The organism is Paraburkholderia sp. EG304, from assembly GCF_046543485.1.
GTDB lineage: Bacteria > Pseudomonadota > Gammaproteobacteria > Burkholderiales > Burkholderiaceae > Paraburkholderia > Paraburkholderia youngii.
Map to the genome: position 1 here is coordinate 1 of NZ_JBKGUA010000065.1, position 13,103 is coordinate 13,103.

General features: G+C 63.6%; 10 protein-coding genes. 6 read left to right on the forward strand and 4 right to left on the reverse strand.

Going from position 1 to position 13,103, the window contains the following annotated elements:
• The 4 genes from ACLFKU_RS37650 to ACLFKU_RS37665 all read left to right on the forward strand — a co-directional run.
• Nucleotides 1–149: 2Fe-2S iron-sulfur cluster-binding protein (locus ACLFKU_RS37650; protein ID WP_410852575.1), on the forward strand; the 149-nt coding region annotated here is incomplete at its 5' end.
• Nucleotides 150–324: 175 nt separating this feature from the next.
• A complete protein-coding gene (locus ACLFKU_RS37655; protein WP_410852561.1) occupies nucleotides 325–1,140 on the forward strand; it encodes a DUF1835 domain-containing protein in 816 nt (271 codons plus the stop codon).
• A 17-nt stretch (nucleotides 1,141–1,157) separates the two neighbouring features.
• Nucleotides 1,158–1,769, forward strand: a complete 612-nt coding sequence (locus tag ACLFKU_RS37660; RefSeq protein WP_368586392.1) for a TetR/AcrR family transcriptional regulator — start codon at nucleotides 1,158–1,160, stop codon at nucleotides 1,767–1,769.
• A gap of 274 nt (nucleotides 1,770–2,043) precedes the next feature.
• Nucleotides 2,044–2,712, forward strand: a complete 669-nt coding sequence (locus ACLFKU_RS37665; RefSeq protein ID WP_410852562.1) for a GNAT family N-acetyltransferase — start codon at nucleotides 2,044–2,046, stop codon at nucleotides 2,710–2,712.
• 99 nt (nucleotides 2,713–2,811) lie between these two features.
• Here the strand turns inward: ACLFKU_RS37665 and ACLFKU_RS37670 are convergent, their stop codons facing one another.
• A complete protein-coding gene (locus ACLFKU_RS37670; protein WP_013090779.1) occupies nucleotides 2,812–3,309 on the reverse strand; it encodes an Lrp/AsnC family transcriptional regulator in 498 nt (165 codons plus the stop codon).
• A 188-nt stretch (nucleotides 3,310–3,497) separates the two neighbouring features.
• On the opposite strand from ACLFKU_RS37670, the gene hppD reads away from it, so the two are divergent.
• Nucleotides 3,498–4,595, forward strand: coding sequence for a 4-hydroxyphenylpyruvate dioxygenase (hppD, locus tag ACLFKU_RS37675; protein WP_368586390.1), 1,098 nt, complete (start codon nucleotides 3,498–3,500; stop codon nucleotides 4,593–4,595).
• 138 nt (nucleotides 4,596–4,733) lie between these two features.
• Here hppD and ACLFKU_RS37680 read toward each other — a convergent pair whose 3' ends face one another.
• On the reverse strand, nucleotides 4,734–4,928 hold the full coding sequence (locus ACLFKU_RS37680) for a hypothetical protein (RefSeq protein ID WP_410852563.1): 195 nt from the start codon (nucleotides 4,926–4,928) through the stop codon (nucleotides 4,734–4,736).
• 388 nt (nucleotides 4,929–5,316) lie between these two features.
• Between ACLFKU_RS37680 and ACLFKU_RS37685 the strand changes: the two genes are divergently transcribed.
• Nucleotides 5,317–8,916, forward strand: a complete 3,600-nt coding sequence (locus ACLFKU_RS37685) for an indolepyruvate ferredoxin oxidoreductase family protein (protein ID WP_410852564.1) — start codon at nucleotides 5,317–5,319, stop codon at nucleotides 8,914–8,916.
• Nucleotides 8,917–9,042: 126 nt separating this feature from the next.
• Here ACLFKU_RS37685 and ACLFKU_RS37690 read toward each other — a convergent pair whose 3' ends face one another.
• Both ACLFKU_RS37690 and ACLFKU_RS37695 read right to left on the reverse strand, forming a co-directional pair.
• Nucleotides 9,043–11,325 (reverse strand): NADP-dependent malic enzyme, encoded by a 2,283-nt coding sequence (locus ACLFKU_RS37690; RefSeq protein ID WP_368586387.1) that lies wholly within the window; start codon nucleotides 11,323–11,325, stop codon nucleotides 9,043–9,045.
• 293 nt (nucleotides 11,326–11,618) lie between these two features.
• Nucleotides 11,619–12,863 carry an MFS transporter gene (locus ACLFKU_RS37695; protein WP_410852565.1) on the reverse strand — a complete coding sequence of 415 codons (1,245 nt, stop codon included), beginning with the start codon at nucleotides 12,861–12,863 and terminating at the stop codon, nucleotides 11,619–11,621.
• Between the last annotated feature and the right edge of the window lie 240 nt (nucleotides 12,864–13,103).

Genomic DNA, 13,103 nt, shown 5'->3' on the forward strand with positions numbered 1-13,103 from the left:
GCACGTGTCGCGCGAAGGTGCTCGAGGGCGAAGTGAAGATGGAAAAGAACTACACGCTCGAAGAACACGAGGTCCGCGACGGGTTCGTGCTGACGTGTCAGTGTCATCCGGTGAGCGACAAGGTCGTGGTCAGTTACGACGAACGTTGAGCCGGGAGCTTTCGTGGTCAGGGTGCGGACTCGCTTCGTGTAACGGCCGGCGCCGCTTTCGGCCGTTTCGCGATCCGCTTACACTAGGGGCCGCTCTTCGATCGGGACGTCGGTATCCAGTCGGCGAGCGGCCTCTTTTTGTTACAGCTGCAAGCGTCACAGCAAGCCCTTGCCCATGAGCACGATTCATCTCACCAACGGAGACGTCGCCGCCGAGTCGCTGCGGAGCGCGCTGGCCCAGGCGGGCCGCGACGATCGCGTGCAGCCGTTGCGCGACGATCTGGCGGTCGGCCCGTTGCGCGGCGTCGACGACGCTCCGCACGTGCGTGCCGACTTCTGGGAACGCGTCAGCGCCGACCCGCAGCGCGACTTCGTGCGCGAGTTCCGCGAACAGGCCGCAGTGCTCGACGGCCTCGCGAGCGACACCGCGAATCTCGTCGTGTGGCATGGCGAAAGCGCGTCCGATCAGCTGATGCTGCGCCGCGTCTGCTACCTGGTGCGCAACAGCCCGCAGCGTTTGAATGAAGTGCGTCTGTCGATCGCCGACCTCACCGATCCGCAAGCGTGGGCGCATACCCGCAAGGATCGCGCGACATCGGTCGGCATGTTTGCGCCGGACGTATTGCAGGCACATCTGCCGGACGCCGCGCCGATTTCCGTGCTACGCATCAGCCGGCTCGCGCTCGAATGGCAGGAGGTCAAGCAGGCGAACGGCGAGACACGGCGCTGGCGTGACAACACCTTCACGAGCGGCAGCTTTGCCGAACTCGACACGCTGATCCTCGAACGCGCAACCGACGACTGGCAGTCCGCCGCGCGCGTCGCCGCCTATGTTATGACCGCCGAACTATGGTTTCTCGCCAGCGACAGCATCGTGCTGTGGCGCATGCACGAACTCGCGACGCAACGACGCATCCATCTGCGCGGCGACGCGAACGAATGGCGCTCGCTCGAACTGCGCGCGTCATCCGCTCCTTGCTCACCCCAATAAGACAAAAACAGACAACTATGGCCCGCACCCGAGCCCCCGACCACGAAACCCAACGCGAGCAGATCCTCGAACTGGCCGCCGCGAAGTTTGCGCAGACCAGCTATCCAAGCACGTCGATGGCCGATCTCGCCGCGGCGAGCGGCACCTCGAAAGCGCGCCTCTATCACTATTACGAGAGCAAGGAAGCGATCCTGTTCGACCTGCTCGATCGCTACACGAAGCGGCTGATGCTGATCATCGCCGAGGTGGAAGGGTCGAGCCAGCGGCGCGAACTGAGCGAGCGAGAAACCTTCGCGGAGCTGATCCGCGCGTTCCTGTCCGAGTATGAGACGTCGCACAGCCGGCACGTTGCGCTGCTGAACGACGTCAAGTATCTGGTCGATTCGCAGCGCGAGATCATCCTGAACCGCCAGCGCGACGTGGTCGCCGCGTTCGCCCGGCAGCTCGCGCGCGCCTACCCCGAACGCGCGACACGCGACAACCAGACCGCGCTGACGATGATGGTGTTCGGCATGATCAACTGGACCTTCACGTGGCTCAAGCCGGACGGCCGCATGGGCTATCGCGAGTTCGCAGAGCAGGTGGTCGGCATGGTCGAGCATGGTCTCGGCACCGCGCCGGCCAGGTGAGACGACGGTCCGAACCGATCCCGCGCCTCGGATGATGCAAAGCAACAACATTCAGACGAAGTAGCTCAGCTCCCGGGATGCATGCGGCATGGTGTCACGAACGTGCGTTCATTTCTAATTCCCATTAAAAATCAATTAATTAAATTTAGGGCTCCAGCATTCCAGGTAACCACATCAGTTTTTGGTACGGGTTTTCCCTAGTGAATGGCTTAGGTTTCCGCTAAAATCGGTTTTGCGGTGCACAACGCCGCCTGATTAAAAGGAGAACCCGACCATGAACACGCTTAGCCTTCGCACCACCGAGCCGATCGAGCCGAACGACCGCGCGTCGCTGCCTGCTGGACGCCCGCACGTTCTGGTCCGAGAACTCACCGCTGTCGATCGCGAACGCCTGCTCACGCACTTCCTCGCGCTCGACGAGGAAGACCGCCTGCTGCGCTTCGGCCAGGTCGTGCCGAACCACGTGATCGAAAACTACGTGCGCACGATCGACTTCACGCGCGACACGGTGTTCGGCGTATTCAACAGCAAGCTTGAACTGAGCGGCGTCGGCCATCTGGCCTACCTGCCGGCCGAAGACAACAAGCGCACCGCCGAATTCGGCGTCTCGGTGCTCGAAAGCGCGCGTGGCATTGGTATCGGCTCGAAGCTGTTCGAGCGCGCCGCGATCCGCAGCCGCAACACGCATGTGACGACGCTGTACATCCACTGCCTGGCGCGCAACTCGACCATGATGCACATCGCCAAAAAGGCCGGCATGAAGATCGAGTACGCGTACGGCGAAGCCGACGCTTATCTCACGCTGTCGCCGGCAGATCAGTCGAGCATCCTCGCGGAAATGCTGCAGGAGCAGGCCGCCGTGTTCGACTACGCACTCAAGCGCCACGCGCGCCAGGCATCGCGACTGTTCGAGTCGTTCATGCCGGTGGCTGTCGCTGCCTGAATAATCGCTACGGGGACATGAGCCTGGGGCGGCCGCAAGGTCGCCCTTTTTTCTATCTGTACCAAATTAACGCGATGCGCAGGGCGTGACGCGTGAAGCCTACAAAATGGGCAGCGCTGTCGTTTCCTTGATCTTTTCGAGCGAAAAGCTCGATTTCACATCGATCACCGACGGATGGCGCAGCAACTGATCCTGCACGAAGCGCGAAAAGTGCGCCATGTCCTCGACCTGGACGCGCAGCAGGTAATCCATCTCACCCGTCATCGCGTGACACGCGACCACTTCGGGCCACGTCTGCACGGCCGCGCCGAACAGATCGGCGTGCGTAGCCTCGCCATGCGGACTGAACGCGCGACCGCCACCCTTCTCCAGCCGCACGTTGACATACGCAAGCAGGTCGAGTCCGAGACGCTGCGCGTCGAGTAGCGCGACGTAGCCGCGAATCACGCCGCTTTCCTCTAGCCGGCGAATCCGCCGCAGGCACGGACTCGGCGACAGATTGATCCGCTCCGCAATCTCCTGATTCGACAGCCGGCCGTTTTCCTGAAGGATCGCCAGAATGCGCCGATCGATCGCATCTATCTCGCTATTAGCCATGTTCTGCCACGTTTCGTTCAAATCGAGCCATAAAGTAGCCGAAGAGTAGCGATGTGCGATTAAGTTCGCAAGTTCTTGCCTCCATCGCAGTTCTACACTTGCCCTATCCGGTCGCGCTCAGCCGACCGTCCCGCGCGCTCACCGCCAGCGCGCCTCGGCAACCCCTTACATGGGATCGGAGACAGACAATGCAGGTTTCTACTTGGGAAAATCCGGTCGGCACCGACGGCTTCGAATTCATCGAATACACGGCGCCGGACCCGAAAGCGCTCGGCAAACTATTCGAACGGATGGGCTTCACGGCCGTCGCGCGACATCGTCACAAGGACGTGACGCTGTATCGTCAGGGCGACATCAACTTCATCGTCAACGCGGAGAAGCATTCGTTCGCGCAGCGCTTCGCGCGCCTGCATGGCCCGTCGATCTGCGCGATCGCGTTTCGCGTGCAGGACGCCGCGAAGGCTTATGCTCAAGCGCTCGAAAAAGGCGCTTGGGGATTCGACAACAAGACCGGCCCGATGGAGCTGAACATCCCAGCGATCAAGGGCATCGGCGATTCGCTGATCTATTTCGTCGACCGCTGGCGCGGCAAGAACGGCGCGGCGCCGAACAGCATCGGTGACATCGACATTTACGACGTCGACTTCGAACCGATTCCCGGCGCGAACCCCAATCCGGTCGGCCACGGCCTGACTTATATCGATCACCTGACGCATAACGTGCATCGCGGCCGCATGCAGGAATGGGCCGAGTTCTACGAGCGCCTGTTCAACTTCCGCGAAGTGCGCTACTTCGACATCGAGGGCAAGGTGACGGGCGTGAAGTCGAAGGCGATGACTTCGCCGTGCGGCAAGATCCGCATTCCGATCAACGAGGAGGGCTCGGACACCGCCGGTCAGATCCAGGAATATCTGGACGCGTACCACGGCGAAGGCATCCAGCACATAGCGCTCGGCACCAGCGACATCTACCGCACCGTCGACGGCCTGCGCGCATCGAACATTTCGCTGCTCGACACGATCGACACCTACTACGAACTCGTCGACCGGCGCGTGCCGAATCATGGCGAGCCGCTCGAGGAACTGCGCAAGCGCAAGATCCTGATCGACGGCGCACCGGACGATCTGCTGCTGCAGATCTTCACCGAAAACCAGATCGGCCCGATCTTCTTCGAGATCATCCAGCGCAAGGGCAATCAGGGCTTCGGCGAGGGCAACTTCAAGGCGCTGTTCGAATCGATCGAGCTCGATCAGATTCGCCGCGGTGTCGTGCAGGATAAGACCTGACCACGATGACTCGCGCCTAATCGGCGCGCGGAAGAAAAAAGGGCGAAGATCGCAGCATCCTCGCCCTTTTTCGTTTGCACGCCGCCGCTCTCTCCGAACCGGCGGCCAGTTGTCACAAGACGCGCGCGATGCGGCGCGTCAAGAATTCTGCCTGTACTTGTTGCTGCCGGTTGCACCGTCGATCGTCCCCGCCTGCGCCGGCGCGACCTGCGCCGTGCGAACGATCGCGTTCGACAGCGCCCCCGTGCTGCCCGGATTCGAGTGCATCGGCGCGCTCATCGCGAAAAAAGCGGCGGAAACCATCAGGAACGTCTGGATGTTTCTTGTGTGCATGCGTACTCCTTTTCTAACTACCCTGCTGTCCAGAAGCTGCGCAGAATGCACAGCGATCGGCATCGCTCGCAGGCCGGGGATTAGACAGTGGTTTTCACTGCGGTTCCGCGCGTTTGTAGGTTTTACAGCTTGTTACATGCACAAGTGCAACCCAACTCGATTCCGCCAAAAATGCGTGCCAACTGTTGACAACCCGCAGCCAACTTGCCGCGAAACCATCGGAATTCAGACCGCGCACAGGCGATTTCTGATCTGCTGCGGCGGGTTTCCACCAGTGCTACCATCGCTTGAAACCCGTCAATATGACGACCCCGGCCCCAGCATTCACGAGATGCCGGGAGCCAGAAAAGTTTTGGTGATCCCAAGCTGAAGTGGAGGAGTACACATAATGAATGCCCCGCTAGACGCAGGTCAGCGAGCCTCGCTCGAAGCCGCGTTGTCTTCCGTCACGCTCGACGACAAATACACCCTCGATCGCGGCCGCGCTTACATGAGCGGCATCCAGGCGCTGGTGCGTCTGCCGATGCTGCAGCAGGAACGCGACCGCGCCGCCGGCCTCAATACGGCCGGCTTCATCTCCGGCTACCGCGGTTCCCCGCTCGGCGGACTCGACCAGTCGCTGTGGAAAGCCAAAAAGCATCTGTCCGCGCATCAGGTCGTGTTCCAGCCCGGCGTCAACGAAGACCTCGCGGCCACCGCCGTGTGGGGTTCGCAGCAGGTCAACCTGTACCCGAGCGCCAAATACGACGGCGTGTTCTCGATGTGGTACGGCAAGGGCCCCGGCGTCGACCGTTCCGGCGACGTCTTCAAGCACGGCAACTCGGCCGGCTCGTCGCGGCACGGCGGCGTTCTGGTGCTCGCCGGCGACGATCACGCGGCGAAATCCTCGACACTCGCGCACCAGTCCGAACATATCTTCAAGGCATGCGGGCTGCCGGTGCTGTTTCCTTCGAACGTGCAGGAATATCTGGACTTCGGCCTGCACGGCTGGGCGATGAGCCGCTACTCCGGCCTGTGGGTCGCGATGAAGTGCGTGACCGACGTGGTTGAATCGTCCGCATCGGTCGATATCGACCCGCACCGCACCAGCATCATCCTGCCGGAAGACTTCGTGATGCCCGACGGCGGCCTGAACATCCGCTGGCCCGATCCGCCGCTCGTGCAGGAAGCGCGTCTGCTCGACTACAAGTGGTACGCGGGCCTCGCCTATGTGCGCGCGAACAAACTCGATCGCGTCGAAATCGATTCACCGCATGCGCGCTTCGGCATCATGACCGGCGGCAAGGCCTATCTCGACGTGCGTCAGGCGCTCACCGATCTCGGCCTCGACGATGAAACCTGCTCGCGCATCGGCATCCGGCTGTACAAGGTCGGCTGCGTCTGGCCGCTCGAAGCGCAAGGCGCGCAGGCCTTCGCGCGCGGTCTCGACGAAATTCTCGTGGTCGAGGAAAAGCGCCAGATCCTCGAATACGCGATCAAGGAAGAGCTGTACAACTGGCCCGACGCGCAACGCCCGCGCGTGTTCGGCAAGTTCGACGAAAAAGACGGCGCCGGTGGCGAGTGGTCGGTGCCGATGGGCAACTGGCTGCTGCCGGCGCACTACGAGTTGTCGCCCGCGATTATCGCGAAGGCAATCGCCACGCGGCTGGACAAGTTCGATCTGCCGTCGGACGTGCGCGCCCGCATCGCCGCGCGCATCGCGGTGATCGAAGCGAAGGAAAAGGCGCTCGCGCGGCCGCGCGTCGAAGTCGAGCGCAAGCCGTGGTTCTGCTCGGGCTGCCCGCACAACACGTCGACCAACGTGCCGGAAGGCTCGCGCGCGATGGCCGGCATTGGCTGTCATTACATGACGGTCTGGATGGACCGCAGCACCAGCACGTTCAGCCAGATGGGCGGCGAAGGCGTCGCGTGGATCGGCCAGGCACCGTTCACGAACGATAAGCACGTGTTCGCCAATCTCGGTGACGGCACCTACTTCCACTCGGGGCTGCTCGCGATCCGTGCGGCGATCGCGTCGAAGGCGAACATCACCTACAAGCTGCTGTACAACGACGCGGTCGCGATGACCGGCGGCCAGCCGGTCGACGGCGTGCTGACCGTGCCGCAGATCACGCATCAGCTCGCCGCCGAAGGCGCGGCGAAGATCGTCATCGTCACCGATGAGCCGGAGAAGTACGCGGCGAACGTCGGCCTCGCGCCCGGCGTCGACATTCATCACCGCGACCAGCTCGACGACGTGCAGCGCCAGCTGCGCGAGGTGCCGGGCACCACGATCCTGATTTACGACCAGACCTGCGCGACCGAAAAGCGCCGTCGCAGAAAGCGCGGCGCGTATCCCGATCCGGCACGGCGCGTCGTGATCAACGAGGCGGTGTGCGAAGGCTGCGGCGACTGCTCGGTGAAGTCGAACTGCCTGTCGGTCGAGCCGCTCGACACCGAGTACGGCACGAAGCGCCAGATCAACCAGTCGACCTGCAACAAGGACTTCTCGTGCGTGAGCGGGTTCTGCCCGAGCTTCGTCTCCGTTGAAGGCGGCCAATTGCGCAAGCCGAAGGCGGCGCCGGGCGCCGGCGCGGAAATGCCACCGGTGCCGGACCCCGAGTTGCCGTCCATCGAACGTCCGTACGGCGTGCTGGTGACGGGCGTCGGCGGCACCGGCGTCGTTACGATCGGCGCGCTGCTCGGTATGGCCGCGCATCTCGAGAGCAAGGGCGTCACCGTGCTCGACGTCACCGGCCTCGCGCAGAAAGGCGGCGCCGTGATGAGCCACGTGCAGATCGCGAACCACCCCGCCGACATCCACGCGACTCGTATCGCGATGGGCGAAGCGAGCCTCGTGATCGGCTGCGACGCGATCGTAACCGCCAGCGACGAATGCGTGTCGCGCATGCAGGCGAACCGCACGCGCGTCGTGCTGAACAGCGCGCACACGCCAACGGCCGAGCTGATCAAGAACCCGAACTGGCGCTTCCCCGGCAGCAGCACCGAAGCCGACGTGCGCGCCGCGGCCGGCGACGACAACGTCTCGGCCGTCGACGCAAATCACTTCGCGGTCGCGCTGCTCGGCGACGCGATCTACACGAACCCGTTCGTGCTCGGCTACGCGTGGCAGCGCGGCTGGGTGCCGCTCACGCACGAGTCGCTGATTCGCGCGATCGAGCTGAACAACGTGCAGGTGGAGAAAAACCGTGCCGCGTTCGAATGGGGCCGGCGTGCCGCGCACGATCTGGCCGCGGTGCGCAAGCTCGCGCAAACGCAGGGGCGCGGCGAGTCGGCCGACAACGCAAACGGCAAGATCATCGCACTGCATACGCCGAAGGCGCTCGACACGCTGATCGACAAACGCGCCGACTATTTGACCGCCTGGCAGAACAGTGCGTACGCGCAGCGCTATCGCGCGCTGGTGTCGCAGGTGCGGGCCGCGGAAGAAGCGCTCGATTCCGCCGACGGCCGAATGCCGCTGACCGAAGCGGTCGCGAAGAACCTGCACAAGCTGATGGCGTACAAGGACGAATACGAGGTCGCGCGTCTGTACAGCGACCCGGCGTTCATCGAAAAGCTGAACGCGACGTTCGAAGGCGACTGGAAGCTGCATCTGCATCTCGCGCCGCCGACGCTATCGAAAAAGGACGCGCACGGCCATCTGGTGAAGAAGAAGTACGGTCCGTGGATGTTCCGCGCGATGCACGTGCTCGCGAAGCTCAAGTTCCTGCGCGGCACCGCGCTCGACGTGTTCGGCAACACCGAGGAGCGTCGCACCGAGCGCGCGCTGATCGGCGAATACGAGGCATTGGTGCGTGAATTGATCGGCGGACTGACTGCGCAGAAGCGCGATCTCGCGGTCGAGCTCGCGAATCTGCCCGACGGCATCCGCGGTTATGGGCACGTCAAGGAGAACAACCTGAAAGGCGTGCGCATCAAGTGGAACGAGCTGCTCACGCGTTGGCGTTCGTCCGATGCAGGCAAGACGACGCAGCACGCGGCTTGATCGACTCTGGCAGTTGAACTGAAAAGCGGCGGTCTTCACGGACCGCCGCTTTTTTTGGGGGGCGCAAAAAAACGCGCTACGGAACCGGAGTTCCGTAGCGCTTTTGCCGAGGCCGTCGCGTGCGCGTTACTTCGCGTTCACCGACTTGCGCGCGTTCGCCGAAGCGACCGCCGTCATGTTGATGATCCGGCGCACGGTCGCGGCCGGCGTCAGGATATGCACCGGCTTTTCCGCGCCGAGCAGGAACGGGCCGACCGTCACGCCCTCGCCGCCCACCACCTTCAGCAGGTTGTACGCGATGTTCGCCGCTTCGACGTTCGGCATGATCAGCAGGTTCGCTTCGCCGGCGAGCGTCGTGCCCGGGAACGCGGCCTTGCGGACCGCCTCCGACAGCGCGGCGTCGCCGTGCATTTCACCGTCGATTTCGAGCGACGGCGCGCGTTGCGTAATCAGCTTGCGCGCCGCGGCCATGCGCTGCGACGACGACGACGGCGCGCTGCCGAAGTTCGAGTTCGACAGCAGCGCGACCTTTGGCGTGATACCGAACTTCTCGATTTCGCGCGCGGCGAGCATCGTCATGTCGGCGAGCTGCTCGGCGGTCGGCACTTCGTTCACGTACGTGTCGCAGATGAACAGGTTGCGGCCCGGCAGCATCAGCAGGTTCATCGCGGCGAAGTTATCGACGTTGTCGGCCTTGCCGAGCACCTGCTCGATGAAGTTCAGGTGCGTGTGGTACTGGCCGATCATCCCGCAGATCATGCCGTCCGCATCCCCGAGATGCACGAGGATCGCGCCGATCAGCGTGTTGAACTTGCGCATCGCCGCCTTGGCGACGTCGGGCGTCACGCCCTCGCGCGCGCCGATTTCGTGATACGCCTGCCAGCTCTTGTGATAGCGCGGATCGTCTTCCGGATCGACGATCTCGACGTCTTCGCCGCACTTGAGCTTCGAGCCCATCTTCTTCAGACGCATCTCGATCACCGACGGACGGCCGACCAGGATCGGCTTCGCGATCTTTTCGAGCAGCACGAACTGCGCGGCGCGCAGCACGCGCTCGTCTTCGCCTTCCGCGAACACGATGCGCGCCGGCGCCGACTTCGCCGCCGCGAACACCGGCCGCATCACCATGCCCGAGCGATAGACGGTCGCGCCGAGTTGTTCGCGGTACGCGTCCATGTCCTGAATCGGACGGGTCGCGACACCCGAATCCATCGCAGCCTGGGCGACGGCCGGCGCGATCTTGATGATCAGGCGCGGATCGAACGGCTTCGGAATCAGGTATTCGGGACCGAATTCGAGCGAGTGGCCTTCGTAGGCCTTCGCGACTTCGTCGCCCTGGTCGGTTTCCTCTGCCAGCTCGGCGATCGCGCGCACGCACGCGAGCTTCATTTCCTCGGTGATCGTCGTCGCGCCGACGTCGAGCGCGCCGCGGAAGATGAACGGGAAGCACAGCACGTTGTTGACCTGATTCGGATAGTCCGAACGGCCGGTCGCGATGATGCAGTCCGGACGCACCTTGCGCGCTTCTTCCGGACGGATTTCCGGCTCGGGGTTCGCGAGCGCGAGAATCAGCGGCTGCGAGCCCATTTCGGCGACCATCTCCGGCTTCAGCACGCCGGCGCTGGAGCAGCCGAGGAACACGTCGGCGCCACGAATCGCATCGGCGAGCGAGCGCGCTTCGGTGTGCGCCGCATAGCGTTCCTTCGACGGATCGAGGTTGCCGCGCCCTTCGTAGATCACGCCCTTCGAGTCGGCGACGATAATGTTCTTCTTCGACAGACCGAGATTGACGAGCAGATCCAGACACGCAATCGCCGCCGCGCCCGCGCCCGAACAAACCAGCTTCACTTCGTCGAGCTTCTTGCCGACCACTTTGAGGCCGTTCAGGATCGCCGCCGACGCGATAATCGCGGTGCCGTGCTGATCGTCGTGGAAGACCGGAATCTTCATACGTTCGCGCAGCTTCTTCTCGATGTAGAAGCACTCGGGCGCCTTGATGTCCTCGAGATTGATGCCGCCCAGTGTGGGCTCGAGCATCGCGATCGCCTCGACGAGCTTGTCCGGATCGGATTCGGAGAGTTCGATGTCGAACACGTCGATGCCGGCGAACTTCTTGAACAGACACCCCTTGCCTTCCATCACCGGCTTCGCGGCGAGCGGGCCGATGTTGCCGAGGCCTAGCACCGCAGTACCGTTCGTGATCACGCCGACCAGGTTGCCGCGCGACGTGTACTTCTGCGCGTCGAGCGGTTCATCGTGAATCGCCATACAGGCTGCGGCCACGCCCGGCGAATACGCGAGCGACAAATCTAGCTGGTTCGACAGCGGCTTGGTGGGCGTCACCGAAATCTTGCCAGGTTTCGGATTCTGGTGATATGCGAGAGCGCTTTGCTTCAGTTGTTCGTCCATTTCTAGGCCTGCGAGACGTAAGTGATTGGGCCCGGCGCCCCACACCGTTGCGGCGTTTTCATCTGTCGAATGGATAGCCGACCGAGGCGGTTTTCGCACGCGCCCGGCAAGGCGCGATGGCTTACCTCGACGAAGACGGGACGATGTGGAGTGCTTCGCGGGTCGATCAGTGTACACCCCGGATGTGTCGATGCACTGAGTGGTTAACAGAACTCGCAATTGGCGAAACAGCCGCTATAAATGCAGAGTCGCTGCATCCGGCAGTGTTTTTGCGCCATGTGGCGGCGACACGCTCAATCGAGCTCGGCGCCGCGTCGTTCAGGGATCAGAAATAGTGTCGCGAAGATGTCGAGCAGATAAATCGACGCGAGCAGCGCGAGCGCCGCGCCGAACGAGTAGCGCGCCGCCAGCGCGCCCACCACCACCGGCCCAAAGCCGCCCACCGCGCGGCCGGCGTTGAACAGCACGTTTTGCGCGGTGGCGCGCGCATCGGTTGGATAGAGCTCCGAAATCAGCGCGCCATAGCCGCCGATCATGCCGTTCACGAACACCCCCATCGCCGCGCCGCCGATCAGCAACGCCATCGGCGTCGTCAGTTGCGCATAGACGAACACCATCACGACGGCGCCCGCCTGGTAGAACAGGAACGTCGGTTTACGGCCGAAGCGGTCGGCGGCGATGCCGAATAGCCAGATGCCGGCCGCCATGCCGAGAATCGTCGCGGCGGTCCACAGCCCCGATTTGGTCAGCGAATAGCCGAAGGTCTTCGACAGATAGCTCGGCAGCCAGATCATCAAGCCGTAATAGCCGAAGTTCTGCACCGAGCACAGGATCGTGACGCCGAGGCTCGCGCGCGTCGTGCGCGCATCGACGAACAGCAGTTTCAGCGGCAGCTTGCGCATGCCGCGCGCGACGCGCTGGTTGAAAAGCGCCGGCTCCTCGACGCGGCGCCGCACGAAGAACGATACGACCGCCGGGAGCAGCCCGAGCGCGAACATGCCGCGCCAACCGATCACCGGCAGCAGGAGCGGCGTCAGCAGCGCGGCCGCCAGCACGCCGAGCTGCCAGCCAAGTCCGACATACGACGACACCCGCGCCCGCTGCGACGCCGGCCACGCTTCGGCGACCAGCGTCATACCGATGCCGAATTCGCCGCCCAGCCCGATGCCGGCGATGGTCCGGTAGATCAGCAGGTCCGTGTAGCCCTGCGCGAGCGCGCACAGGCCGGTGAACACCGCGAAGATCAGGATCGTCCAAGTCAGCATGCGCACGCGGCCGAAATAATCGCTGAGCACGCCGAACAGCACGCCGCCCGCGACTGCGCCGATCAACGTCCATGTAACCAGCGCGCCAGCCTGCGACGAGCTTAGATGCAGATCGGCGGCGATCACAGGCAGCATGAAGCCGAGGATCAGCAGATCGAAGCCGTCCATCGCGTAGCCCAGCACCGACGCGAGCAGCGCGCGGCCCGCATGGCCCGGCTTGACGGCCGAACGGGTTTCGGTGGCGGAGGCAGAGGCGGGTGGGGCGGCGTTCATTGAAAGCATTCCGTTGGTCTGGGGGCGGCCGTGTGGGTTGCCGCCTGGGGAAAGTCGCGTGAGTGTAAAGGCGGCCTCAGCCGGTCACAAGACGATGCGCGCGCCGAACCGTCCGCTGGCGGCGCCTCCGCGTACGACGGCCTCCTCGGTGCGACCCATTTCAGGTAAAATAGCGGCCCACGCGCGCAGCAAAAGCCGGTCTGTGCTCTTCCCCCGGCCGCGTATCCCGCCCAGCATGGC

Coding starts and splice junctions, on each gene's coding strand:
- ACLFKU_RS37670 (WP_013090779.1), bottom strand. CDS start 3,309: ATGGCTAATAGCGAGATAGATGCGATCGATCGGCGCATTCTGGCGATC.
- ACLFKU_RS37695 (WP_410852565.1), bottom strand. CDS start 12,863: ATGAACGCCGCCCCACCCGCCTCTGCCTCCGCCACCGAAACCCGTTCG.
- ACLFKU_RS37680 (WP_410852563.1), bottom strand. CDS start 4,928: ATGCACACAAGAAACATCCAGACGTTCCTGATGGTTTCCGCCGCTTTT.
- hppD (WP_368586390.1), top strand. CDS start 3,498: ATGCAGGTTTCTACTTGGGAAAATCCGGTCGGCACCGACGGCTTCGAA.
- ACLFKU_RS37660 (WP_368586392.1), top strand. CDS start 1,158: ATGGCCCGCACCCGAGCCCCCGACCACGAAACCCAACGCGAGCAGATC.
- ACLFKU_RS37690 (WP_368586387.1), bottom strand. CDS start 11,325: ATGGACGAACAACTGAAGCAAAGCGCTCTCGCATATCACCAGAATCCG.
- ACLFKU_RS37655 (WP_410852561.1), top strand. CDS start 325: ATGAGCACGATTCATCTCACCAACGGAGACGTCGCCGCCGAGTCGCTG.
- ACLFKU_RS37685 (WP_410852564.1), top strand. CDS start 5,317: ATGAATGCCCCGCTAGACGCAGGTCAGCGAGCCTCGCTCGAAGCCGCG.
- ACLFKU_RS37665 (WP_410852562.1), top strand. CDS start 2,044: ATGAACACGCTTAGCCTTCGCACCACCGAGCCGATCGAGCCGAACGAC.